Annotated in this window: 24 protein-coding genes and 1 pseudogene; 16 read left to right on the forward strand and 9 right to left on the reverse strand. The window is 55.9% G+C overall.

Annotated elements, in window-relative coordinates; genetic code table 11:
• The first annotated feature begins 14 nt into the window (after nt 1-14).
• The 5 genes and pseudogenes from flhC to cheW all read left to right on the forward strand — a co-directional run bounded on the left by flhC (nt 15) and on the right by cheW (nt 4,968).
• Nucleotides 15-563 (forward strand): flagellar transcriptional regulator FlhC, encoded by a 549-nt coding sequence (flhC, locus tag EH164_RS04945; protein WP_124971274.1) that lies wholly within the window; start codon nt 15-17, stop codon nt 561-563.
• 71 nt (nt 564-634) lie between these two features.
• Nucleotides 635-1,540, forward strand: coding sequence for a flagellar motor stator protein MotA (gene motA, locus EH164_RS04950; RefSeq protein WP_124967492.1), 906 nt, complete (start codon nt 635-637; stop codon nt 1,538-1,540).
• A complete protein-coding gene (gene motB, locus EH164_RS04955) occupies nt 1,537-2,466 on the forward strand; it encodes a flagellar motor protein MotB (RefSeq protein ID WP_124967493.1) in 930 nt (309 codons plus the stop codon). The genes motA and motB overlap by 4 nt, the downstream gene beginning before the upstream one ends.
• Nucleotides 2,466-4,424, forward strand: a pseudogene (cheA, locus tag EH164_RS04960) (chemotaxis protein CheA). The gene motB and the pseudogene cheA overlap by 1 nt, the downstream one beginning before the upstream one ends.
• 37 nt (nt 4,425-4,461) lie before the next feature.
• Nucleotides 4,462-4,968 (forward strand): chemotaxis protein CheW, encoded by a 507-nt coding sequence (gene cheW / locus EH164_RS04965; protein ID WP_124967494.1) that lies wholly within the window; start codon nt 4,462-4,464, stop codon nt 4,966-4,968.
• 733 nt (nt 4,969-5,701) lie between these two features.
• Here the strand turns inward: cheW and EH164_RS04970 are convergent.
• The gene (locus EH164_RS04970) at nt 5,702-6,952 is read right to left on the reverse strand and encodes a FliC/FljB family flagellin (protein WP_124967495.1); all 1,251 of its coding nucleotides are present in this window, start codon (nt 6,950-6,952) and stop codon (nt 5,702-5,704) included.
• A gap of 524 nt (nt 6,953-7,476) precedes the next feature.
• Between EH164_RS04970 and fliD the strand changes: the two genes are divergently transcribed.
• The 3 genes from fliD to fliT are packed head-to-tail and all read left to right on the forward strand — an operon-like array spanning nt 7,477 to nt 9,741.
• The gene (gene fliD, locus EH164_RS04975; protein WP_124967496.1) at nt 7,477-8,955 is read left to right on the forward strand and encodes a flagellar filament capping protein FliD; all 1,479 of its coding nucleotides are present in this window, start codon (nt 7,477-7,479) and stop codon (nt 8,953-8,955) included.
• Nucleotides 8,956-9,002: 47 nt separating this feature from the next.
• Nucleotides 9,003-9,410 carry a flagellar export chaperone FliS gene (fliS, locus tag EH164_RS04980; RefSeq protein ID WP_042712461.1) on the forward strand — a complete coding sequence of 136 codons (408 nt, stop codon included), beginning with the start codon at nt 9,003-9,005 and terminating at the stop codon, nt 9,408-9,410.
• Nucleotides 9,403-9,741, forward strand: coding sequence for a flagellar protein FliT (gene fliT, locus EH164_RS04985; RefSeq protein ID WP_124967497.1), 339 nt, complete (start codon nt 9,403-9,405; stop codon nt 9,739-9,741). The genes fliS and fliT overlap by 8 nt, the downstream gene beginning before the upstream one ends.
• A 53-nt stretch (nt 9,742-9,794) precedes the next feature.
• Here the strand turns inward: fliT and EH164_RS04990 are convergent, their stop codons facing one another.
• The 8 genes from EH164_RS04990 to fliE all read right to left on the reverse strand — a co-directional run bounded on the left by EH164_RS04990 (nt 9,795) and on the right by fliE (nt 16,988).
• Nucleotides 9,795-10,199 (reverse strand): flagellar protein FlhE, encoded by a 405-nt coding sequence (locus EH164_RS04990; protein WP_124967498.1) that lies wholly within the window; start codon nt 10,197-10,199, stop codon nt 9,795-9,797.
• A complete protein-coding gene (flhA, locus tag EH164_RS04995) occupies nt 10,196-12,304 on the reverse strand; it encodes a flagellar biosynthesis protein FlhA (RefSeq protein ID WP_124967499.1) in 2,109 nt (702 codons plus the stop codon). Before flhA ends, EH164_RS04990 begins: the two co-directional genes overlap by 4 nt.
• Entirely contained in the window at nt 12,304-13,449 is a 1,146-nt protein-coding gene (gene flhB, locus EH164_RS05000) for a flagellar biosynthesis protein FlhB (RefSeq protein WP_124967500.1), read from the reverse strand. The genes flhA and flhB overlap by 1 nt, the downstream gene beginning before the upstream one ends.
• Nucleotides 13,450-13,482: 33 nt before the next feature.
• Nucleotides 13,483-14,127: a protein phosphatase CheZ gene (cheZ, locus tag EH164_RS05005; protein WP_124967501.1), complete on the reverse strand. Its 645-nt coding sequence runs from the start codon at nt 14,125-14,127 to the stop codon at nt 13,483-13,485.
• Between the two features lie 3 nt (nt 14,128-14,130).
• Nucleotides 14,131-14,520: a chemotaxis response regulator CheY gene (gene cheY, locus EH164_RS05010; RefSeq protein ID WP_124967502.1), complete on the reverse strand. Its 390-nt coding sequence runs from the start codon at nt 14,518-14,520 to the stop codon at nt 14,131-14,133.
• Between the two features lie 46 nt (nt 14,521-14,566).
• Nucleotides 14,567-15,613: a chemotaxis response regulator protein-glutamate methylesterase gene (locus EH164_RS05015; RefSeq protein WP_124967503.1), complete on the reverse strand. Its 1,047-nt coding sequence runs from the start codon at nt 15,611-15,613 to the stop codon at nt 14,567-14,569.
• Nucleotides 15,614-15,618: 5 nt separating this feature from the next.
• Entirely contained in the window at nt 15,619-16,476 is an 858-nt protein-coding gene (locus tag EH164_RS05020; protein ID WP_124967504.1) for a CheR family methyltransferase, read from the reverse strand.
• 176 nt (nt 16,477-16,652) lie between these two features.
• A complete protein-coding gene (gene fliE, locus EH164_RS05025) occupies nt 16,653-16,988 on the reverse strand; it encodes a flagellar hook-basal body complex protein FliE (RefSeq protein WP_124967505.1) in 336 nt (111 codons plus the stop codon).
• A 241-nt stretch (nt 16,989-17,229) separates the two neighbouring features.
• Here fliE and fliF point away from each other — a divergent pair, with 241 nt between their 5' ends.
• The 8 genes from fliF (at nt 17,230) to fliM (ending at nt 25,313) form a co-directional block, all read left to right on the forward strand.
• A complete protein-coding gene (gene fliF / locus EH164_RS05030; RefSeq protein ID WP_124967506.1) occupies nt 17,230-18,924 on the forward strand; it encodes a flagellar basal-body MS-ring/collar protein FliF in 1,695 nt (564 codons plus the stop codon).
• Nucleotides 18,921-19,907: a flagellar motor switch protein FliG gene (gene fliG / locus EH164_RS05035; protein WP_124967507.1), complete on the forward strand. Its 987-nt coding sequence runs from the start codon at nt 18,921-18,923 to the stop codon at nt 19,905-19,907. Before fliF ends, fliG begins: the two co-directional genes overlap by 4 nt.
• Nucleotides 19,894-20,607 (forward strand): flagellar assembly protein FliH, encoded by a 714-nt coding sequence (locus tag EH164_RS05040; protein WP_124967508.1) that lies wholly within the window; start codon nt 19,894-19,896, stop codon nt 20,605-20,607. Before fliG ends, EH164_RS05040 begins: the two co-directional genes overlap by 14 nt.
• Complete coding sequence (fliI, locus tag EH164_RS05045; protein WP_124967509.1) at nt 20,604-21,971, forward strand: flagellar protein export ATPase FliI; 1,368 nt, start codon at nt 20,604-20,606, stop codon at nt 21,969-21,971. The genes EH164_RS05040 and fliI overlap by 4 nt, the downstream gene beginning before the upstream one ends.
• A gap of 12 nt (nt 21,972-21,983) precedes the next feature.
• Nucleotides 21,984-22,430 (forward strand): flagellar export protein FliJ, encoded by a 447-nt coding sequence (gene fliJ / locus EH164_RS05050; protein ID WP_241175003.1) that lies wholly within the window; start codon nt 21,984-21,986, stop codon nt 22,428-22,430.
• A 1-nt stretch (nt 22,431) separates the two neighbouring features.
• Nucleotides 22,432-23,649: a flagellar hook-length control protein FliK gene (locus tag EH164_RS05055; protein WP_241175004.1), complete on the forward strand. Its 1,218-nt coding sequence runs from the start codon at nt 22,432-22,434 to the stop codon at nt 23,647-23,649.
• Between the two features lie 153 nt (nt 23,650-23,802).
• Nucleotides 23,803-24,306 carry a flagellar basal body-associated FliL family protein gene (locus EH164_RS05060; protein ID WP_124967510.1) on the forward strand — a complete coding sequence of 168 codons (504 nt, stop codon included), beginning with the start codon at nt 23,803-23,805 and terminating at the stop codon, nt 24,304-24,306.
• Between the two features lie 5 nt (nt 24,307-24,311).
• Nucleotides 24,312-25,313: a flagellar motor switch protein FliM gene (gene fliM, locus EH164_RS05065; protein ID WP_124967511.1), complete on the forward strand. Its 1,002-nt coding sequence runs from the start codon at nt 24,312-24,314 to the stop codon at nt 25,311-25,313.
• Nucleotide 25,314: the final 1 nt, after the last annotated feature.

Consider the following 25,314-nt stretch of genomic DNA (forward strand, 5'->3'; position numbering starts at 1 on the left):
AAGCGGAGTTTATGATGTGTGAAAAAAGCATAATGTCGGAAATCAGGGATGCGCAGATTGCCATGGAATTGATCTCCTTTGGCGCAAGGATGCAGGTTCTGGAAAGCGAAACGAGCTTAAGCCGCAGGCGTTTATTAAAGCTTTATAAAGAGCTTAAAGGTTGTTCGCCGCCGAAAGGCATGTTGCCGTTTTCCACAGACTGGTATATGGCGTGGGAGCAGAATATTCATTCGTCAATGTTTTATAACATCTACTGTTATTTGCAAAAGACGGAATCGGGCCGCCCTGTCGAAATTATGCTTAAAGGCTACCGTCTCTATTTAGAAAATATCCTGAACGGTGCCGCGCAAAAGCCGGTGTTAGGTTTAACCCGCGCCTGGACGCTGCTGCGTTTTATTGACTGCGGCATGATCAAACATATCGAGTGTTGCACCTGCGGCGGGCGTTTTATTACCGCGCCAGAAAGTACCCAGGGCGTCTTTACCTGCAGTTTATGTTTCCCGCCCTCACGGGCAATTAAACGCGCAGGCCCCGAGCGAACGCTCATTACCCCCCGGCTATAACCGGATTGGGCATGCGCTGCGCGCACTATTCAGCGTGGCTGGTTGTTTTTTTCAATGATTAAGGAGTTGCAGTGTTAGTCATTATTGGCTATGTCGTCGTCCTCGCTACCGTATTTGGCGGGTTTGTGCTGAGCGGCGGTAACCTCATGTCACTATTTCAGCCGACCGAGCTGTTAATTATCGGCGGTGCCGGAGTAGGGGCTTTTATCGTCGGTAATAATGGCAAGGCGATCCGCGCTACCCTTAAAGCCCTCCCTTCGCTGTTTAAAGGCTCGCATTTCAGCAAATCACTCTATCTGGATCTGCTCGGCATGCTCTATCTGCTGCTGGCGAAAAGCCGCCAGAGCGGGCTGGTCGCGCTGGAAAATGATATTGAGGATCCGCAAAACAGCCCGATCTTCTCCGCCTATCCGCGCCTGCTGGCCGATGCCGACATCATGAACTTTATTGTCGATTACCTGCGCCTGATGGTCAGCGGCAACATGAACGCCTTTGAAATCGAGGCGTTGATGGATGAAGAGATCGAGACCTGCGAGCACGAGCATGAAGTGCCGGCGCACAGCCTGAACGCCGTCGGCGATGGCCTTCCGGCATTTGGTATTGTCGCAGCGGTCATGGGCGTGGTGAACGCGCTGGCGGCGGCGGATCGTCCGGCAGCAGAGCTTGGCGCGCTGATTGCGCACGCCATGGTCGGTACTTTCCTCGGTATTCTGCTCGCCTACGGCATGGTACTGCCGCTGGCAACCCTGCTGCGCCAGCGCAGCGCTGAACACCTGAAGATGATGGAGTGCATCAAAACCACGCTGCTCTCCAGCATCAACGGTTATGCGCCGCAAATCGCCGTTGAGTTTGGGCGTAAAACGCTCTTCTCGACCGAGCGCCCAAGTTTCGCCGAGCTGGAAGATCACGTGCGGGAAGTCCGCTCCTCTTCCTCTTCTTCCTCCGCCGCCTCCTCGTCTGCGAGTGACGCAGCATGAGAAAGAAGCCCGTAGAGACCATCGTCGTTCGCAAAACCATCAAAAAAGGGCATGGTTCGCACGGCGGCTCGTGGAAGATCGCCTATGCGGACTTTATGACCGCGATGATGGCCTTCTTCCTCGTGATGTGGCTGCTCTCCTCCTCAAGCCCCGAACAGCGCCAGCAGATTGCTGACTACTTCAAGGTGCCGCTGAAGAACACGCTGGCGCACGGCACCAAGGCGAGCCTGAGTGACAGTGTTGTTCCCGGCGGCGGCGATGATGCGATGAAGCAGGATGGCGAGGTGTTTAAGCGAACGCTGCAAAAACTCGATCAGAAAAAGAGCGAGGCTAATCTCAAGCGGGCGCGCGAAAAGCTGGAGAACCTGATTGAGGTCGATCCGCGGCTTAATAACTTCACTTCAAACCTGCGGCTCTCCCTGACCGATGACGGGCTGCTATTGCAGATCACCGACAGCGCCGACCGGCCGATGTTTAAGGTCGGTCGCCCGACGCCGGAAAACTACATGGTCAATATTCTGCAGGCGCTGGTGCCGGTGCTTAACGATATGCCCAACCGCATCATTTTGACCGGCCATACGGACTCACTCCCTTACGCCAACGGCGAACAGGGTTACAGCAACTGGGAGCTCTCTTCCGATCGCGCCAACGCCTCGCGCCGCATTCTCTCTGGTGCGGGCCTTGCCAGTAAAAAATTCATCCGGGTGATCGGTACGGCGGACACCATGATGCAGGCCGGCTCCGATGCCGCCGATCCCATTAACCGCCGCATCAGCATCCTGGTATTAAGCCAGCAGAAAGAGAAACAGATCATGCAAGAAGATGTGCTTTTACGCGACACGCTGGTCAGCCCTGCACCGCAGACGACCAGCGGCAAAGGCACGCCAGAGCCCGCCACGAAGCGCGCTCCTGAGGAGATCAAATAATGGATATAAGCGATTTTTATCAGGCCTTTTTCGACGAGGCGGATGAGCTGATGGCGGATATGGAGAAGTATCTGCTTGAGTTGGATCTCGAGGCTCCGGACAGGGAAGTACTTAACGCCATTTTCCGTGCCGCCCACTCCATCAAAGGTGGGGCGGGTACTTTCGGTTTTACCGTCTTACAACAGACCATGCATATTCTCGAAAACCTGCTGGACGATGTACGGAGCGGTAAATTGCAGATCAACGACCCGATCCGCGATCTGTTTCTGGAGAGCAAAGACATTATGCAGGACCAACTGGACGCCTATAAAGCTTCCGCTGAGCCCGATCAGGAGGCGTTCCGCTACATCTGTGAAGCGCTGCGCCAGATTGCCCTCGACAGCGCCGAACCGACTACGTTGCCTGCTGAAGTCGCCGCGCCTGTAGTCGTCGAGCCTGTAGCAACCCCCGTCGCCGCGCCGAAGCCGGAGGGCGAGCGTCTACGTATTATCCTCAGCAGTATTAAAGAGGAGGATCAGCAGCCGCTGATTGACGAGCTGGGCAACTTAGGCCAGGTCAGCGCGTTGCAGACCGATAAAACCGGTTTGCAACTGACGCTGGCGACGACTGCCACGCCGGACGATATCCTTGCGGTGCTCTGTTTTATCCTCGAACCCGAGCAGATTGCGATCTCTCCCGCCCCCGAGGAAGAGCCCCCGGTTCCCGCCACTGATACCACCGCGCCTGCGCAAAACACTACAGCTCCGGCGGTGCGCGCCGCGCGCCCGAAACCGCAGCAGGCGGAGGCGAGCAGCATTCGCGTGGCGGTTGAGAAAGTGGATCAGATAATCAACCAGGTTGGTGAACTGATCATCACCCAGGCAATGCTTTCCCAGCTCTCTGGCGTGCTCGACTCCTCCACCCATGACATCCTGATTACTACCATCGCTCAGCTGGAGCGCAACGCCCGCGATCTGCAGGAGTCGGTGATGTCGATTCGCATGATGCCGATGGATTATGTTTTCAGCCGCTTCCCACGGCTGGTGCACGATCTCGCCGGCAAGCTCAATAAAGAAGTAGAGCTGACGCTGGTCGGCGGATCCGCCGAGCTGGATAAGCGATTGATCGAACAGATCGTCGACCCCTTAACGCATCTGGTGCGCAACAGCCTCGATCACGGCATTGAGCCGGTCGAAGTACGTCGCGCCAACGGTAAAGCGGATAAAGGCAACCTCGTCCTCTCTGCCGAACATCACGGCGGCAACATTATTATTGAAGTGACCGATGATGGTGCCGGGCTGAATCGCGAGAAGATCCTCGCTCGCGCGCAGTAGCAGGGGATGGCGATCAGCGACAACATGAGCGATGAAGATGTCTGGATGCTGATTTTTGCGCCGGGCTTCTCCACCGCCGAAAAGGTGACCGATGTCTCCGGGCGCGGCGTCGGGATGGATGTGGTACGGCGTAACATTCAGGAGATGGGCGGCCATGTGACGATCCACTCCGAGCAGGGACGCGGCTCCAAGATCCGCATCATTCTGCCGCTGACGCTGGCGATCCTCGACGGCATGTCGGTGCGCGTTGGCTCTGAGATCTACGTTCTGCCGCTCGGCAGCATGATGGAGTCCCTGATGCTCTCCGAAAATACCCTGCACCGCATGACCGGCGGCGAACGCATGCTGCAGGTGCGCGAAGAGTATCTGCCGCTGGTTGAGCTCGGCAAACTGTTCGGTATTCACGATGACGATTACGACTTCAGCGAGGGGATCGCCGTGATTGTGCAGAGCGCCGGTAGCCGCTATGCGTTGCTGGTCGATCAGCTGATTGGTCAACACCAGGTAGTGGTGAAAAACCTCGAACAGAACTATCGCAAAATCCCCGGTATTTCGGCGGCGACAATCCTTGGTGACGGCAGCGTGGCGCTCATTCTGGATGTGGCCGTGTTAACAACATTGGCGAAAAACGCAAAACCTCACTGACAGCAAGCCTGAAGGGCGTTTTTGAAAAGGTTATAAGATGAACGTATCTGACTCAGACAAACAGTTATCGGGCGACAACGGCGGGAATGAGTTCCTGGTGTTTACCCTGGGCAATGAAGAGTACGGGATTGAGATCCTGAAGGTGCAGGAGATCCGCGGCTACGATCGCGTGACGCGGATCGCCAATACGCCTGATTTTATTGCCGGCGTCACCAACCTGCGCGGCGTGATCGTGCCGATCGTCGATCTTCGCGTTAAGTTTATCCTCGGATCGGCGGAGTTTGATCAAAATACCGTGGTGATTGTGCTAAGCCTCGACAGCGGCCGTGTGGTGGGGATTGTGGTGGATGGCGTCTCTGACGTGCTGGCGCTGAACGCGGCGCAGATTAAGCCTGCGCCGGAGTATACCGTCACGCTTTCCACGCAGTATCTGCTTGGTCTCGGCTCGCTCAATGAGCGGATGCTGATTCTGGTGGATATTGAGAAGCTGCTGAACAGCGAAGAGATGGAGTTGATTGAGCGCGTGACCGAGAACGCGTTTTAACGCTCCTCGCTCAGGCATTGGCGCAAAGCCCCTCCCGGCAACGGGAGGGGCTTTTTTGTTGCCTGTTTACCGTAGGCCGGATAAGGCGGAGCCGCCATCCGGCATTATCACCGCAGCCCCGATTGCCGGATGGCGCTTGCGCTTATCCGGCCTACGCCGTTTCAGAAATAGGGTTGTTGTAGGCCTGATAAGGCGAAGCCGCCATCAGGCATTCCTTCAGCAATACAGATTTTCCCTTTACATCAAATCTCACAGCGAGGGGGTTGTGTCTCCGCTGAAATCGGCGAACCGGAGCGTGAATGACAAGGTCTGGACGCCATGGATGGCGGACAGAGGCGAACCGAGACAGGATGTCGAGTCGAGCCGGCCGTAGTCAGGCACGCGGGAGGTGAGCGCAGTGCGCAGCACCGATTTCCTTGCGGGGCCGCGGGGATTGATAAGGGGAGCGCGGCCGCTTCCCTTATCCCGTTCACCGCACCGGTGAGAAAAACATTCCGCCGAACGTCTGGTGAACGGAACCCTTCCACCAATGCAACATGCACATCGCCGGATGGCGCGTACCGCTTATCCGGCCTACGGTTCGGAGCATTTTTGTAGGCCGGATAAGGCGCAGCCGCCATCCGGCAATCAATGCCCGCACCAATGCGATCCAACAAAACGCAGGCATAAAAAAACCGCCCGGTGAGGGGCGGTTGAAGGATAAGGCAGGAAAACCTGCCTTAAGGGGCAGAGATTAGCCCAGCAGAGACAGCACGTTCTGCGGAACCTGGTTAGCCTGTGCCAGCACGGTGGTGCCTGCAGACTGCAGAATGTTCGCGCGGCTCATTTCAGATACTTCAGACGCGAAGTCAGCATCCAGAATACGAGAGCGGGATTCAGACAGGTTGTTAACGGTGTTGTTCAGGTTGCTGATAACAGACGCGAAACGGTTCTGTACCGCACCCAGACCGGAACGCATTTCATCAACCTGCGCCAGTGCTTCGTCGATTTTGGTCAGCGGATCGGAAGTTGCCGGAGTAGTAGAAACAGCTTTACCGGTATCCGTTGCAGTCCAGGTAGTGGTATCAATAGTTGCTTCAGTCAGGTTGCCGGCACCGTCGTCAACATAGTAGTTACCTTGACCATCTTCCATTAACGTACCGGTGATACCGGTCATGTTAATAGCCTGGTCTTTCATCATATCTTCACCCACAACGCTGGTCGGTGTGCCCACTGCAGAGGCGGTGTCGTCGGTAGCTGAGTTGAAGCTGATCTCACCAGTAGACGCATCTTCTGTTACTTTGTGCAATTTAGCGCCAACCTGCGCGTAGACGTCACCGTTATCGTCAACCACGATATCGTCAACGGCGGTAGCAGTACCCGCGGTATCAGTAAAATTAGCAACATCGTAATCGAAACCACTGTCAACTTTCACTGTACCGGTGCTTGCAGTCAGAGTAGTAGGGTCGATGCCGTTAGCTACGCTGAAGCCGTCCATACCCAGAGTAGAAGAGTCCATCTGGTTCAGTTCGATATCGATAGTCTGACCATCGTTAGAACCAACCTGGATAGAGAGCTTCTGATCTTTGCTCAGTACTTTCACGCCGTTGAACTCGGTCTGTTCAGAGATACGGTTGATCTCGTCCAGACGCGCGTCGATTTCGTCCTGGATGGACTGACGGTCAGAATCGGAGTTGGTGCCGTTCTGCGCCTGTACGGACAGACGACGGATGTTCTGCAGGTTGTCGTTGATTTCGTTCAGCGCGCCTTCAGTGGTCTGTGCAATGGAGATACCATCGTTGGCGTTACGGGAAGCCTGAGTCAGACCGTTGATGTTGGCGGTGAAACGGTTAGAGATCGCCTGACCTGCTGCATCGTCTTTCGCGCTATTAATACGCAGACCAGAAGAGAGACGTTCAATTGCAGTACCCAGAGAGTCCTGAGATTTGTTCAGGTTGTTCTGAGCGACGAGGCTAAGGGCGTTAGTATTAATAACCTGGGACATGAGAGTTCCTTATACACAATTTACTATACAGAGTATGGTTATGCGTCATTTCGTTCGCATACTAAATAAATCGGCCTTTTAAAAAATGACTAAAGTTTTTCACCACAAAAAGTTTTTTCTCAGTCCTCCATTTTTTGATTAAACCCGCCGTTTTAATGCGATTTTGTCTTTTATTTGTGCGATTTTTGGTTTTATTTTGCGAATTGGTGCCGGGATTGGTGTTATATCGATTGTTTGGTTGCGGATGATTAAATCAATAAACCCTCAGGTGACTCTTCCTATATAAAGAAGGAAAGCGAGGGACAGGGTTATTAAGCAAATTGAAGCCATTTGTGCTGTCATTTTGAGGAAATGAATTTACTCTTTTTAAAAACCCTTTTGTTTATCCCGCAATGCGGGAAGTAAGGGCGTTGGCTATATTTTTGTGGTCTTATAGGTAACGGTAAAAAATTCATCTTTTATTTTCCTGCGCCGATAGCTTAATAGAGAACCACCGCAAAACGAGATTTCCGACAGGAGAAAAAATGGGTATTTCATCACTAGGCGTCGGTACCGGCGGGATTGATACGGCTTCGATGCTGGAGCAGATTCAGGCGGCCGAGCAGACCCGGCTGACGCCTTATTCCAACCTTAAGAGCAAATATGAGTCGCAGATTTCCGACTGGGGCAAAATCTCCAGCCTGATGTCGACGCTGCAAAAAAGCATCACCACCATGAGCGGTGATGCCTTTAATAAATTAAACGTCAGCAGCAACGAAGCGTTCACCGCCACGGCAACCAGCAGCGCGCAAGCCGACAGTCATTCAGTGACCATCTCCCAGTTAGCTGCCGCGCACAAGCTAAAAACCCAGGCGCAAGCCAGCGCCGATACCGCGCTTGGCACCAGTAACACCGGCGGTACCCGCACCATCACCATCACCCAGAACGACGGCAAAACCATGGAAGTCGAGCTGGAAGATGATGAAACGTCGCTGAACCAGATTGCGAAAGCGATCAATAAAGAGAAGGGCAACGTCACCGCCTCGGTACAGCGTACCGATGATGGTTACCAGTTAGTGCTGAGCTCGAAAACCACCGGTTCCGATGGCGAAATGTCGGTAAAAGTGGATGGCGACAGCGCGCTGGCGGGCGTGCTTGATACCTCTAACGGCGGTCAGCATATTGACGATCAGGGCCAGGTGGTTAATGACCCGGGCCAGAGCGACAATATGATTTCGGTCTCCGACGCCAAAGATGCCAAACTGCGCGTCGACGGCTCGGACTACACCCGTTCCAGCAACAACATCACCGACATCATTGATGGCGTCACGCTGAACCTGAAAACCGTGTCGGAAAATGGTGAAGCTGAGCAGTTAACGCTGACCAATGATACCTCGGCGATCAAAACCAGCCTGCAAGACTTCGTCAGTAAATACAACGCGTTGCTCAAGCAAACCACCTCTTCCAGTAAGTATGTCGCGGCAGATACCTCCGATCTGGGCGATGAAGAAGTGGCGACCGAAAACTCCGACAACGGTTCGCTGATGGGCGACTCCACGCTGCGTGGGTTGGTGAGCGAGCTGCGCTCGACCGTCAATGGTGTGTATGGCGATGCGGGCGCAACTTACGGTTCACTGGCAGATTTGGGCATTACTATCGATGCCGCTACCGGCCAGATGACACTGGATGAAGATACGCTGGACGAAGCGATTGCCGATAACCCGGAAGAGATTGCCACCATGTTCACCGGACGCAGCGATAGCGAAGGTATGGCCACGTCGCTCGGCAAAATCATGACCGATTACCTGGGTGATTCGAAAACCGACACCGACGGCATCATCGAAGGGGCGACCGAGAGCCTGGAAGATCAGACTGAAATCGTGCAGGCACAGATCGACAAAACCCAGAAGCTGATTGATGCGCAGGTGGAAGTTTACCGCGTGCAGTTCCAGAACCTCGACTCCCTGATGTCGAACCTCAACAGCATGAGCTCGCAGCTCACCTCGCTGCTCTCCACACTCTAATTTTTATTTATAGCAGGCCGTTATCGGCCTGCTTTGAGGAGCTTTTTATGTATGCATCACAAGGCGCCAACGCCTACGCCCGGATTTCGCTGCAAAGCAAACTCGCCGGCGCAACGCCGCACCAGTTAATTACTATGCTGTTTGACGGCGCGCACAGCGCTATCCTGCAGGCCGCCATTCACTTTGAAAATGGCAATGTCGCCCAGCGCGGCAAAATGATTTCGAAAGCGATCAATATTATTGATAACGGCCTGCGCGCCGCGCTCGATCATGAAACCGGAAAAGGTATCGCCGCAGACCTGGAGCAGATGTATGAATATATGTCGCGCACGCTGCTTGAGGCCAATCTGCATAACAATCCCGAGCCGTTAAAACATATTGATGGTTTATTAATGAAGCTGGCGGCGACCTGGAAAGAGATTGAACCGGCACAGAAAAGGGTGCGCTATGGCTGAAATAATCCCTCATTACTACCGCGAGCTGTATGAGATGAATCTGGCGATTCTGGAAATGGCGAGAGAAGCGCGCTGGGATGATTTTATCGAAGTTGCCTCGCGTTACGTCATTAAGAAGCAGGATATTTTAAATAACAGTACGGATACCCTTTCGGCCAGTGAAAAAGAGGCGCTGAAAGGTCTGCTACAACAGTTGCTCGATAATGAAGCTGAAATCACCCGCAATTTACGGGCGCGTCTTGATACGTTAAAGCAGAACTTATCCTCTATACATCGTGGTGCCCGGTGCAGCCAACTTTATACCCTTCATCAAGCCCCTTCATTACATTGAGTTTATAAAAAAGGCTGTAGGTTCATTCTCAACCTGGAGCCTTTTTAATTACCTCAACGATAATTCACGGTTAATTGATTACGCAGCACAGTAAGCGGCGGCTGAAGTTGACCGGCACGGTTCACAGAATAGATAAAACGAAACTCTCCGCTGGCCGGAAATGGTATCGCTACGCGTTGTGTACCCGCAAGGGCGGGTAATATGACGCAGCGTTCGATGCGGCAGAGCTTAATCTCTAATCCCGTTGGGGGAGGGGTGAGCAGAGTAATGCGCCAGGAGAAGTGCGTGACTCGCGCAGAAGGGGGGAGGGGGCCAGGGGCATGCAACGGGCGGCCGCGCAGGATCTCTTTACCGAGGCTGACGCTGCCGCCCATGCCTGCGGCGCTCCAGGCGCCTTGTGGCGGTTGAGCCGCTGCCGGCAACGCCAGCAGCAGGCTTATCAGCAGGGCGCGTTTCATGCACTGGTGCCAATCACGGCGGTCATCTGCACCGTTTTGTTGTTGCTGATCTCCATCGTCGACAGCACGGCAAGCTGCGGGAAGGCGCGGCGCAGGAAGCGCGACACCATGGTGCGCAGCGCCGGGTTGACCAGCACCACCGGCGAGACGCCGAGGGACTGCTGTTCTGTAATGGCGCGATCGGCCTGGCGCATCAGGTTTTCCGCGATGCCTGGCTCAATGGCGCTGCCGCTTTGCAGTGACTGAATCAGCAATCTCTCCAGCGCGCTGTCAAGGCCAATCACTTTGATATCGTCATCATTGCGGAACCACTGGGCGGTGATCGCGCGGCCCAGACGTACGCGCACCTGCGAGGTGAGCTCATCCGGATCGCTCTGCACCGGCGCATACTCCGCCAGCGTATCGATAATGGTGCGCATATCGCGGATCGACACACGCTCAGAGAGCAGGTTCTGCAACACTTTGTGGAACAGCGTTACGGAGATGACGCCCGGGATCAAATCTTCCACCAGCTTCGGCATCTCTTTGGTGATGCGATCGAGCAACTGCTGCGTCTCCTGGCGGCTGAACAGCTCTTCGGTGTGCAGCGTGATGAGATGGTTCAGGTGGGTGGCGATCACCGAGCTGGGATCAACCACCGTAAAGCCCTGGATCTGCGCCTGTTCACGCAACACTTCATCGATCCAGCAGGCGGGCAGACCAAACGCCGGATCAACGCACGGTGTACCCGGCAGCGTCCCTTCTGCATAGCCGGGGTTGATCGCCATCCAGCGATCGGACTCAATATCGCCGCTGCCAATCTCCACGCCCTTCAGCAGAATGCGGTAATGGCCGGGCGCCAGATCGAGGTTATCGCGAATATGGATCGGCGGCGGCAGAAAGCCCATCTCTTGCGCGAACTTCTTGCGGATACCGCGCACGCGCACCAGCAGCTGACCATCCTGGGTGCTGTCGACCAGCGGGATCAGGCGGTAGCCCACTTCGAGGCCGAGTACATCCTCCATCTCGACATCCTCCCACGAGGCTTCGGCAGAGGCGTGATCGTTGGCGGCCTGCGCGCTGGCGCTGTCTTTATCATCGGCAACACCGCGCCGGGCGGCGGCGGGCTGTTTCATTTGGCGACCGCGCATCCACCAGGCGAGCCCCAGCAGAATGGCGGTAAACATCAGGAAAACAAAGTTCGGCATGCCTGGGATCAGCCCCAGCAGGCCGATAACGCCAGCAGAAAGCACCATCACTCGCGGGTTGTTGAACAGCTGGCTGACCATCTGCTCGCCGATATCTTCATCATTGGAGACGCGGGTGACGATCACACCGGCGGCTGTCGAGATAATCAGCGCCGGGATCTGCGCTACCAGGCCGTCACCGATGGTCAGCAGAGTGTAAGTTTCACCCGCTTCGGCGACGCTCAGGCCGTGCTGAAGCACGCCGATGGTCAGCCCGCCGATAACGTTAATCGCCATAATCAGCAGCCCGGCGATAGCATCCCCGCGCACGAACTTACTCGCACCGTCCATCGAGCCGTAGAAGTCGGACTCCTGGGTCACTTCGCTGCGGCGACGTTTGGCCTCGGCTTCGCCGATAAGCCCGGCGTTGAGGTCGGCGTCAATCGCCATCTGTTTGCCGGGCATGCCGTCGAGCACAAAGCGCGCGCCCACTTCGGCGATACGCCCGGCACCTTTGGTGATGACCATAAAGTTGATGATGATGAGGATGGCGAACACCACGATACCAATCGCGAAGTTGCCGCCCACCAGGAAGTGGCCGAAGGCCTCAACCACCCGGCCCGCGGCGGCGGCACCGGTGTGGCCCTCCATCAAAATAATACGCGTTGAGGCGATGTTAAGTGCCAGTCGCAACAGGGTTGAGAAGAGCAGCACCGTCGGGAAGGCGGAAAACTCGAGGGTCTTCTGCGTAAACATCGCCACCAGCAAGATCATCAACGACAGGACGATATTGAAGGTGAAGAGCGTATCGAGCAAAAAGGCGGGCAGCGGCAGCACCATCATTGCCAGAATCAGCATGATCAGCACCGGACCGGCCATAATTTGCCATTCGGTTTCTTTAAACGCCGGTAAGCGTAGTTTGCTGGCGAGATTAGCCATCAGTCTTTACTCTCAGTTGCGAAATCCATCGACGCAGGAACCGGAAGGTTCCCGGGTTTTTTCGGCGGAATGCCGCCGCTACTGCGCCAGCGTCGCAGGCCGTAAACCCAGGCCAGAACTTCCGCGACGGCGCTATAAAGCTCACCCGGGATCTGCTCGCCAATATCACAGTGGCGGTAGAGCGCACGGGCAAGCGGGGGCGCTTCGAGCATCGGCACGCGGTGTTGCGCGCCCAGCTCACGTATTTTTAAGGCGATATCGCCGGCACCTTTCGCCACCACCGTCGGCGCACTCATGCCGCCCTCTTTATAGGAGAGCGCCACCGAGTAGTGCGTCGGGTTGTTAACGATGACATCCGCTGTTGGGATATCGGCCATCATCCGGCTGCGAGCCGCCGCGCGCTGCATCTGCTTGATGCGGCTCTTGATATGCGGATCGCCCTCTTGTTGTTTAAACTCATCGCGGATCTCCTGGCGGCTCATGCGCAGCTTTTTCAGGTGACTCGTGATTTGGTAGAAGACGTCATAGCCCACTACCGGCAGCAGGAAAAAGATCACCATCAGCAGGCAGTCAAGCACCATGCTCATGGCGTGGGCGACCGCCATCGGCAGCGCTTCGTTAACCAGCTGAATGAAATGCGCTTTGTTGTTGTAGAGGTAGAGCGCGAAGGCGCACGCTACCAGCGCCACCCTCAGGCTACCTTTGAGCATTTCCGACATCACCTGCGCGGAGAAGAGCCGTTTCAGCCCCTGCAGCAGCGACAACCGCTTGAGATCGACCTTTAGCGATTTGCCGCTTAAATTGACCCCGCCCAGCAGCATCGGCGCGGCAATCCCGGTGACGAAGAGACCGAATAAGATGGGCAGCAGCGCACTGCCCATCATCTCCAGTAAAAAACGCGCCTGATGGAACATCGACTGCGGATCCATCACCGGCAACCGGTTGAGCACCAGCCCGCTTTGCAGCAGCTGCATCATGTTGTGGGCAAACTGATTGCCGCCGGAGAGCATCAGCGCCCAGCCGGCCAGCAGCATCAGTAATGAACTCAGCTCTTTCGAGCGTGGGATCTGCCCCTCTTCACGCGCCTTCTGTTTTCGGTGGGGTGTGGGTTCTTCGGTTTTTTCTACGTCGCTCTCTTCTGCCATGATCTGCTCTGTGCACGGGCCGCGCCCGCTGCTTTAGAAGCCCAGCGAATCAAGCAGGTCATCGACCTGATCTTGCGTCGCCATTACTCCGGCTTTGTTGCTGTCGACCTGCGGACCGTTGACCAGCGTCACCTCGTCCTCTTCTTCGATCTTCTCCTGCGGCAGTTCTGGCACGTACGCCAGCAGCACCTGGATAAGCTCGGTCTCGACCGTCTCAATCAGCGACATCATGCGACGAATCACCTGGCCGGTAAGATCCTGGAAATCCTGCGCCATCATGATCTCCATCAGGTGCTCATCGCTTTTGCGTGCTGCCTGCGGTGCCTGTGTCAGGTAGTCACGGGTCGCGGTGACTAATTCCCGGGCATCGGCGAGTTCCACGGGCGCGGCGAACCAGGCATCCCAACGTGCCGCCAGCTGTTCGCCGTTATTAACGATTGCCTCCTGCAGCGGGCGCGCCTCTTCGACGCTGGTCAGTACGCGCTCGGCGGCCTGTGCGGTTTTTCCGACCACATAGTTCAACCGTTCACGGGTATCCGGGATGGCATCGGCCGCTTCGACAATGGTGCGATCGAGTCCTAAGTCGACCAGGCTGTCGCGCAGCAGTCGCGCCAGTTGCCCGACGCGCGAGAAGATGCCTTTGAAATCCTCTTCAGGTTGCGTATGTTCCGCCGTCATGAGTTACCAGCCGATCTTTTCAAAAATTTTGTTCAGCTTCTCTTCAAGCGTTGCCGCGGTGAACGGTTTCACCACGTAGCCGCTGGCACCGGCCTGCGCGGCGGCGATGATGTTCTCTTTCTTCGCTTCGGCAGTGACCATCAGCACCGGCATGGTTTTCAAATTCACATCGCTGCGAATCTCTGTCAGCAGCTGTAAGCCGTCCATGTTCGGCATGTTCCAGTCGCTGATCACAAAGTCGAAGGCGTCAGCGCGCAGCTTGTTCAGCGCATCCAGACCATCTTCCGCCTCTTCAACGCGGTTAAAGCCCAAATCTTTCAAAAGGTTGCGCACAATGCGTCGCATGGTGGCGAAGTCATCGACAACTAAAAAACGTAAGTTCTTGTCGGCCATCTCTATTTCCTAAACTCAGTAAGTGGAACGGGTAGTGGGGTGGTGGTTAAATTCTGCGAGCCTGATCGGCCGTGTGGTTCAAAATGTGCTGGCTGATATGGTCCAGATCGACCGTTTCACAGGCGGCGCCAAGGGCAATCGCTTCGCGCGGCATACCAAAGACCACGCAGCTCCGTTCGCTCTGGGCAATGGTCCATGCACCAGCTTCACGCATCGCCAGCAGGCCGGCGGCACCGTCGCTGCCCATGCCGGTTAAAATCGCCCCGATTGCGTTTTTCCCCGCGCAGCGCGCGACGGAGTGAAAGAGCGCATCCACCGACGGGCGATGGCGGTTGATCGGCGAGTCATCACTCAATTTGATGTGATAGTTCGCTCCGCTGCGCGTCAGCTCCATATGGAATCCGCCCGGCGCGATGTAAACATGGCCGGGCAGAACGCGGTCACCCTCTTCAGCCTCCTGCACCGACATCTGACAAAGATGGTTGAGCCGGTTGGCGAACGAGCGGGTGAAGCCGCCCGGCATATGCTGAGCAATCACGATCCCGGGGCTGGTGGCGGGCATCGGCACCAGCAGCTGGCGCAGCGCCTCGGTGCCGCCGGTCGATGAACCAATAGCAATAATCTTTTCGCTGCCAATCAGCGGGCCGTGAACAATCCGTCGCGGCTGAGGCTTACCATCGCGGCGGGCAACGCGCGCTTTCGCCGCCATACGGATTTTGTCGACAATCATCTCGCTGTAGTGCGCCATGCCGTCCTGCAAACCGGTTTCCGGCTTGGTAATAAAATCAACCGCCCCCAGCTCCAGCGCGCTGAGGGTAATGTCCGAGCCCTTGTTGGTCAGCGATGAAAGCATCACCACCGGCATCGGGCGCAGACGCATCAGGCGCTCAAGAAAATCGAGGCCATCCATGCGCGGCATTTCAACATCCAGCGTCAGCACGTCCGGGTTGTGCTGCTTGATCAGGTCGCGGGCGATGATGGGATCGAGTGCGGTCGCTACCATTTCCATATCCGGTTGTTCATTGACGATGCGCGTCATGATTTTGCGAATCAGCGACGAGTCATCAATGCAGAGCACCTTAATCTTTTTCATCCTTCTCACTCCGCGAGGCGATAGACGGACTGTCCGAGCAAACGAAATGGACTGTTCATGTTTTGAAAATGTTCAGAGTGACCCACGAACAGCAGCCCGCCAGGCTTGAGCATTTTCGCAAAGCGCTGAAGCAGCTTCTCCTGGGTGTTCTGGTCGAAATAGATCATCACGTTGCGGCAAAAAATCGCATCGAAAGGGGCGGGAATATCCCACTGGCTTTCAATCAGGTTGAGCTGGCGAAACTGCACCGTATTGCGCAGTTCGCTTCTGATTTTCACCATATTTGCCTGCGCGCCCGTACCGCGTAAAAACCAGCTTTTTTTCTGCTGCTCGCTCAGGTTGTGGATATCCGCCAGGCGGTAAACGCCCTGAACCGCTCTTTGCAGCACGTCGGTGTCGATATCGGTTGCCAGCACGCGCGGGCCGGTAATACTGCGGCCCAGCGCCGCTTCAAGCGTCATGGCGATCGACCACGGCTCTTCGCCGGTTGAGGCTGCCGCGCACCAGACGCTGTACATCCCCGACCGCGACTGGGCATGTTTCGCCAGCGTCGGAAAGTGGTACGCCTCGCGAAAAAAGGAGGTCAAATTGGTGGTCAGGGCGTTAATAAACTCCTGCCACTCGCGGCTGGTCGGGTTGTTCACCAGCAGCGCAATGTAGTCGTCGAATCTGCGCAGATTCAGCTCGCGCAGGCGGCGGGAGAGGCGGTTAAACACCATGTCTTTTTTTTGCGGCGTTAACACAATGCCCGCGCGCTGGTAAATCAGCGCGCTGATTTTTTCTAATTCATGGCCGGTCAACGTGCCCGGAGTAGGCGCTGCGCCATCGGCAGATGAAAATCTATTTTTCTGGCTCTTTGTCATAAGTGTTGGCTTAAACCCACAGGTTTTTTAAACGCACATGGCTGGTGACGCTAAAATGAATCACCGGCGATATGCCGGCTATTTTATTAACAGCTATAAAACAGCCGGACTTATTCAGCCGTGAAAAATAGCAGCACTATTTTCGCGTTAATCGAGAATAAGATATTGCGTAGGCGTTATACCGGCATGCTCATTATTTCCTGGTAGGCGCTGACGAGTTTATTTCGCACCTGCACGCCCAGGTTTAAAGCCACCGACGATTTTTGAATGGAGACCATCACATCATTCAGGCCGATCCCCTCGGCACCGGTGAGATAAGCCTGTGACTGTTGCTTAGCAAATGTCTGCATTCCGCTAATATTGTTAATGCTGTTAAGCAAAATATTAGAAAATTGTGAACTGTTTTCTGTTTTGCGCGTTGCGTTAAACGGGTTTAACGCGCTGATATCTGAGACTTGTCTGGCCTGCGACTGAATCTGATCCAATACGCCGCCTAATGTATTCATCGACATGAAAATGACCTTATTAGTTATTGGCCGCAAGCTTACCATGTGGTCTGAAAAACGACATAACGTGAATAGCTGACACAAATTTCACCTTATTACCACTTAGAAAAACGGGCTTTCTGTAGATAATACGCATCCGGGAATTTTCCTGAGAAATAGATTTGCTTTTATTAATTGCATACCAGATGAGCCGAGCCGTAATTGTTTTTACTTTTAATTCCGGCATTCACTTTTACAGGACATTGGCATGACTGCCACAATCACCGGTAGTAAAAAGAAAGGCATTGTCGATGTAAAGGCAGTGCTCGAGAATATTCGGGCTAACCCCCGCATCCTCTTTTTTGTCGCGGCTGCGGCCGCTATTTCTATAGTTATTGCGCTGATGTTCTGGGCGAAAGAACCAGACTACCGCGTGCTCTATAGCAATATCAGCGAGGAGGATGGCGGCGCGGTTGTCACCCAACTTAAACAGATGCAGGTGCCGTACCGTTTTGCTGAGCATGACGGCTCCATCGAAATCCCTGCTGAACAGATCTACGAAGTGCGCCTCAAACTGGCGCAGCAAGGGTTGCCGAAGGGCGGCTCGGTAGGTTTTGAACTGCTGGACCAGGAGAAGTTTGGTATCAGCCAGTTCAACGAGCAGGTCAATTTCCAGCGCGCACTGGAGGGCGAGCTGTCACGCACCATCGAAACCTTAGGTCCGGTGCGCTCGGCGCGCGTCCACCTGGCGATGCCGAAGCCGTCGCTCTTTTTGCAGGATCGCAAAGAGCCTTCCGCTTCGGTGACGCTGAACCTGATTAACGGCAGAACGCTCGATTCAGGGCAGGTGAGTGCCATTACTTTTATGATCTCCAGCGCTGTGCCGGGGCTGAGCGCCGATCGGGTGACGATTGTCGATCAGAGCGGCCACATGATGTCGCAGAACGGCGCGCAGGCCACCCAGACCACGCAGCTGCAATATGTGCGCAAGATGGAGGCCGATTATCAGCGCCGTATTCAGGCGATCCTCGCGCCGATTGTCGGCACGCAGAACGTCAGAACCCAGGTGACCGCGCAGGTTGACTTCACCCAGCATGAGCAGACGGCGGAGCAGTATCAGCCGAATGCCCGCCCGGAAAATATGGCGATTCGTAGCCGTCAGAGCAGCAACAACGAGCAGGGTGGCAAGAACGCAGTCGGCGGCGTGCCGGGCGCGTTAAGCAACCAGCCGCCGGCTCCGGTCTCCACGCCGATTGAGGATCCTGCGGCACAGCAGGCCAACAGGCAGGGCGGCGCGAATGGCAATAACGCGGCACCCGCAGCGGCACCCGCGCCCACCCTGGCGCCTTATAACAAGCAGAGTGAAGAGACCACCAACTACGAGGTGGATAAGACGCTGACCCACATTAAGCGCAACACCGGCGTGCTTGAGCGCCTCTCCGTTGCGGTGGTGGTGAACTATAAGCAGGGCAAAGATGGCAAGCCGGTCGCGCTCAACAAGGCGCAGCTGGATCAGATCAATGCGCTGGTTAAAGAGGTGATGGGCTTCTCCGACAAACGCGGCGATACGCTCAATGTTGTCAACACCATCTTTACTGACCAGGAAGAGGAAGCGCCTGTTCCGCTGTGGAAACAGCCGGAATTTATCAAGCTGATGCTCTCCGCCGCGCGCTATCTGTTTGTGGCGCTGATCGCCTGGATCCTGTGGCGCAAGGCGGTACAACCCTTCTGGATCCGCCATCAGGAGATGCTGATCCAGCGCCTGGAGATGGAGAAAGAGGTGCGCCAGGCGGAGCTGGATGAGCAGGTGCGTAAACGCCAGAGCGCGGAAACCGCCAAAGCGCAGCAGCGCGTCGAAACCGAACAACAGGCGCAGCATCTGCGTGAAATGGCTGACCAGGAGCCGCAGGTCATCGCGCTGGTGATTCGCCAATGGTTAAATAAGGAGCAGAAGTCGTCATGATCGCCGCCGAGAAAAGCGCCATAGTCATGCTGACGCTCGGTGACGAGCGTGCAGCCGAAGTCTTTAAGCACCTGAATACCCACGAAGTGACCATGATCAGTAGCGCCATGGTCTCGATGGGCACCTACACCCACGATCAGCTGGCTATGGTGATGAAGGAGTTCCGCCGTGATTCCGGCGAATTTGCGGTGCTGGATGTCAACACCAACGAATACCTGCGCAGCGTGCTGGTGAAAGCGCTGGGCGAAGAGCGCGCTAACACTCTGCTCGAAGATCTGCTTGAGGCCAATGATGAGCGTAACGGTATCGAAACGCTCAACTTTATGGAGCCGCAGATGGTCTTCGATCTCATCCGTGATGAGCATCCGCAGATTATCGCCACCATCCTTGTTCACCTGAAACGCAGCCAGGCCGCCGATCTGCTGGCGAAATTTGACGAGCGTGAACGCAACGACATTCTGCTGCGTATCGCCACCTTCGGCGGCGTGCAGCCGGTGGCGCTGCAGGAGCTGACGGAAGTGCTCAACAACCTGCTGCATGGTCAGAATATCAAGCGCAACAAGATGGGCGGCGTGCGTCCGGCGGCGGAGATCCTCAACCTGATGAAATCTCACCAGGAAGATGCGGCCATCGAAGCGGTACGCGAATACGACCAGGAGCTGGCGCAGAAAATTATCGACGAGATGTTCCTCTTCGAGAACCTGGTCGAGATGGAAGATCGCAGCATTCAGCGCATCTTGCAGGATATCGACAACGAATCGCTGATCGTCGCGCTGAAAGGCGTGGACGACGCGCTGCGCGACAAGTTCTTCCGCAATATGTCCAAACGTCAGGCCGACATTATGCGTGACGATCTGAACTCCCGTGGCCCTGTGCGTATGTCGCAGGTCGAAAACGAACAGAAAGCGATCCTGCTGGTGGTACGTCGTCTGGCGGAGACCGGCGAGATTGTGATTGGTGGAGGCGACGATGCCTACGTCTAAGACCCAGTGGCACGCCTGGCGGCCTGAAAACCTGCTCGACGACGCGTTAAGCAGCGAGCCCGATCTGCGCGCCGCCGTGCCGGCCAGCGATCCGGCGAGTGAAGCGGCACTGCAAATGGAACTCTCCCGCCTGCGCAAGCAGGCGGAGCAGAAGGGGTTTGCTCAGGGCCAGACGCGCGGCGTGGAAGAGGGGACAAAGCTCGGTTATGCGAAGGGCTTTGAAGAGGGGCGCGAAGAGGGCATCGAGAAAGGGATAGCCGAGTACCGCCAGTTACAGCAAGCGCAGGCGCAGGAGTTCGCGCAACTGGTTGATAACGTCAAAATTACCCTTGATAGCCTCGACAGCGTGATGCCCGCGCGGCTGGTGCAGGTGGCGCTGATGGCGGCGCGCAGCCTGCTCGGCGAAAGCGTGGTGTCAACCACCACCAACGCCTGGCTGCTGACCCGCATTCAACAACTGTTGCAGGAAGATACCAAACAGCTGGGACAGGTGAAGCTGTGGATCAGCCCGGAAGCCTCGGCTTCGGTTCAGGAGCAACTGGGCGAAGTGCTGCATTCACGCGGCTGGGAGTTGTGCACCGATGCGCAGATGCTGCCGGGCGGCTGCCGCCTCACCACCGACGGCGGCGAGCTTGATGCCACCACCGAAACCCGCTGGAACGAACTCTGCACCCTGAGCCGCGAGGACTTCTCCCTATGACCGCGCGGCTAAAGACATGGCTTGATGGCGTGGATCTGCGCGAGAAGCGCATCGCCGCGCTGCCGCTGTTTCGCCGCTACGGCCGCCTGACCCGCGCCACCGGTCTGGTGATGGAAGCCGTCGGTCTGAAGCTGCCCATCGGCACGCTCTGCATTGTCGAGCGTGAAAGTGATGAGGGGATCCAGCGGGTCGAGAGCGAAGTGGTCGGCTTTAACGGCGAGATCCTCTATCTGATGCCCCTCGAGAACGTCGAGGGCGTGTTGCCGGGCGCGCGCGTTTACGCGCTGGGTAACAACACCAAAGGCAAACTGCTACCGCTGGGGCCGGAGCTGCTGGGACGCGTGCTTGATGCCAGCGCCCGTCCGCTCGACGGCCTGCCGCCGCCGAACACCAGCGATCGCGGGCCGCTCTTTACGCCGCCCTTCAACCCTTTGCAGCGCGATCCGATTAAAAACGTGCTTGATGTCGGTGTGCGCGCCATTAACGGCCTGCTCACCGTCGGGCGTGGGCAGCGTATGGGCCTGTTTGCCGGTTCCGGCGTCGGCAAAAGCGTGCTGCTGGGGATGATGGCGCGCTTTACCAAAGCGGATGTGATTGTCGTCGGCCTGATTGGCGAGCGCGGCCGCGAAGTGAAAGATTTTATCGAAAACATTCTTGGCAAAGAGGGGCTTAAACGCTCGGTAGTGATCGCCGCCCCGGCCGATGTTTCACCGATTCTGCGTATGCAGGGCGCGGTTTACGCCACGCGCCTGGCAGAGGATTTCCGCGATCGCGGCCTCAACGTACTGCTGATTATGGACTCCCTCACCCGCTATGCGATGGCGCAGCGTGAAATCGCGCTGGCGATTGGCGAGCCGCCCGCCACCAAAGGCTACCCGCCCTCGGTGTTTGCCAAACTCCCCGCGCTGGTGGAGCGCGCCGGGAACGGCATCAAGGGCGGCGGTTCGATTACCGCCTTCTATACCGTGTTGACGGAAGGGGACGATCAGCAGGATCCGATCGCCGACTCGGCGCGCGCGATCCTCGACGGTCACGTGGTGCTCTCCCGTCGCCTGGCCGAGTCGGGCCACTATCCGGCGATCGATATCGAAGCCTCCATCAGCCGTGCGATGACCGAGCTGATTGACCCGGTGCACTACAAAAAGGTGCAGCGCTTTAAGCAGATGCTCTCTTCGTATCAGCGCAACCGCGATCTGGTGAGCGTGGGAGCCTATGCCGCTGGCAGCGATCCGCTGCTCGATCAGGCGATTACCCTCTATCCGAAAATGGAGGCGTATCTGCACCAGGGTATTCATGAGTCCTGCGAATATGACGACTCGTATAGCGGGCTGTCGGCGCTCTTTCCACAGGGCAATAACACGTAATGTAAAGGTGAAATGATGGCGAGCCAAAACCCGATGGATGTCCTGCGCGAGTTGGCAGAGAAGAAACTGAATGACACCACGACCCGCCTCGGTTCGGCGCGCCAGTCCCACCTTAACGAAACCGCACGACTCGATCAGCTCAAGACCTATGCGCAAGAGTATCGCGAGCAGATGCAGTCGACGATTGTTGATCGAGGCGTATCCATTATGGCCCTACAGGCGCACCAGCACTTTTTAACCTCGCTGGATGGCGTCGTGGCGCAACAAGTCAGGAGAGTATCTGCCAGTCAGTACACGGTGGATAACGTGCAGGAAGCATGGAGAAAAGATAAGCAGCGGCTGAATGCTTTCGAAGCACTGAAAAACCGTGCCGACGCACAGCGATTGTTAAAAGAGAACCGACTGGAACAGAAGATGATGGATGAGTTCGCCCGTCGCGCCAGTCAAAGGAACAAATAAGATGATTATCCGACATTCACTCCCGGCCTCGCCCGTTGACGCGGGACGTCAGACGGCTTCCGCGTCCTCCGCGCAGGAAGAGGGGCACTTCGCTGGCGAACTGAAAAAGCAGCTCTCATCAGGAGAGACACAGGAAGCCCGGCAGAACGGCGCGCCGCAGGATAAAGCGAAAAAGCCAGCCGATAAAAAAGTACAACTCGCGGACGTCATGCCTGCGACACCGGCTCAACCTGCCGACCTGCTTACCCAGGCGGCGACTAACCTGGCGACGCCGCTTGATGCCACCGCGGCGGATGTGCTACTGGCGCAGGGCGTGCAGACGGCACAGGCCGATCTGGCGGCACTGCCGCAGGTGAGTGCCGATCCGACGCTGGCTGCCGCCGTGCCGGCAAGCCCGCTTCTCGCCGCTGCGCTGCCGGTTGAGCCGCAGGCTGGCGATCCGCTGACCCAGGTGAATTTCACCGCCGTGCTGGATGAGCAAAAGCCGACGCAGGATCTGCCTGCTGGCGTTAAGCCGCAGCCGTCACGGCCCGAGGCGCAACCCGCGATGCCAGTAACGGAGAGTGCCGTTGAGGGTAAAGCGCAATCGTTAACCCCTGCGGACAGCAGCGCCCAGGCGACTTCACCAGCGGCGGCCCCTCTCAGCGAGAGCCTGACGCAGGCGCTGCATAACTTAAAAGGCGCAGAGCCAGTTGCCACACCGCATATCGTGGCCCAGGCCGCGCCAGTGACGGCAACCGCCCCGGCAACCGCTATTTCCACCTCAACCGTCGCTACCGCCACGTTGCAGGCGGAAGTCGGCACCCCGGCATGGCAGCAATCTTTAGGTCAGCAGATTGCCGTCTTTAGCCGTAACGGCGTGCATCACGCCGAGCTGCGTCTGCATCCGGAAGAGCTGGGCGCGTTGCAGGTGAGCCTGCGGGTAAATAACGATCAGGCGCAGGTGCATTTTGTCTCCGAGAGCCACCACGTTCGCGCGGCGCTGGAGTCGGCAATGCCGAACCTGCGCACCATGCTTGAGGAGTCCGGCATCTCGCTCGGACAGAGCAGCGTGGGCGCAGATACCTCCTCTTCAGCGGGGGATGCCCACTCCGGTCATGCATCTGGACAAGGAAAGTCTGAGAGCGGGGAGGGCGATCTGACTATTTCTTCTGAGGAAGAGAGCCCGGTCGTTACGCGTGTAATGCATTATTCGCGCGGAATCAACACCTTCGCTTAATTGCCGGGCATGAACTGGCAAGGTGCTGACACTAATTTCAGTTTTTCAATGAATTGTCCTGGATGGGTGCTGTATTAAAATAACGGCATTCCATCAGGTCATTCGCCAGTCGCGTGATTGTTGATTTAATTTTACTACAGAGTTATCCATCAAATGCCGAAGAGAAAAAATGCAGCGCAAGGCGGAAAAAAAAGTCCGTTGTTAATTTTAATCGTCCTGTTTGTTATCCTGGGTGTCTGCGCAATTGGCGCTTATGCCTATGTGGAGATCAGTAAATTAAAAAATCAGGTCACTCATATTAATAGTGGCAAGCCATCTGCCGCACCGGCAGTGGAAGCGACTCCGGTTTATATGGATCTCGACACCTTTACCGTCAGTCTGAAACCCGATGCCCATGACAGCGACCGTATTCTTTATATCGGCCTGACGTTGAAAGTTGCCAGTGCTGAAACGAAAGCGCTGCTGGAAAAACATTTGCCGGAAATTCGTAGCCATTTACTGGTGCTCTTTTCTCAACAAACTGCGGCTGAATTAACCGGCGATCAGGCAAAATCGCTGCTCGCGGCAAAAACCAAAGATGCGGTTAATGCATCACTCCCAGGCCAGCATAAACCGATGGTAACAAACGTCCTGTTTAATGCATTTATCTTACGGTAATCAGAATGTCGGACAGTATTTTATCCCAGGATGAGATCGACAATCTTCTGAATGGCGGTCCCAGCAGCAGTCAAAATAGTGCGCCGGCCGCCCCCGCATCACCAGAAGATAATATTAAGCCTTACGATCCGAATACGCAGCGTCGTGTTGTCCGTGAACGTTTATATTCGTTAGAGATTATTAACGAACGCTTTGCGCGCCAGTTTCGCATCGGCTTATTTAATATTTTGCGTCGTAGCCCGGATGTCACCGCAGGGAACATTAAGATTCAGCCGTACCATGAGTTTGCGCGTAATCTGCCGGTGATGACCAGCCTGAACCTGATGAACATGAATCCGCTACGCGGTACGGCGCTCTTCGTCTTCTCGCCGAATCTGGTCTTTACGGCAGTGGATAACCTGTTTGGCGGGGATGGCCGTTTCCCGACTAAAGCGGATGGGCGCGAATTTACCCCAACCGAGCAGCGCATTATTCAGCGCATGTTAGCGATGGCGCGCGAGGCCTATGACTATGCGTGGACCTCAATTTTCAAAATTAAAACTGAGTTTGTGCGTTCTGAATTACAGGTGAAATTTACCAATATCACCTCATCACCGAACGATATTGTGGTGACGACGCCTTTTCAGATTGATATTGGCTCGCACAGCGGTGAGTTACAGATCTGTATGCCGTTTAGCATTATTGAGCCGATTCGCGAATTGTTGACCAATCCGCCGCTGGAAAACTCGCAGCATGAAAATAATCAGTGGCGCAGTTCATTAGCATCGCAAATGCGCGATACCGAACTGGAGTTGGTGGTGAAATTTGCAGAGATCTCCACCCGTCTCTCAAGAATTATGAAGCTGAAACCGGATGACATCATTCCGCTGGATAAACCCGAACAGCTGGGTGGATTTGTTAATGATGTGCCGGTAATGACCGGTAAATATGGCAGCGCAAATAATCAGTATGCCATCCAGGTTGATGCATTACAGAATTCAACATTGTTAGGTTTCAAGAAGGAGTAAT

The organism is Kosakonia sp. CCTCC M2018092 (genome assembly GCF_003864115.1).
GTDB classification, from domain to species: domain Bacteria; phylum Pseudomonadota; class Gammaproteobacteria; order Enterobacterales; family Enterobacteriaceae; genus Kosakonia; species Kosakonia cowanii.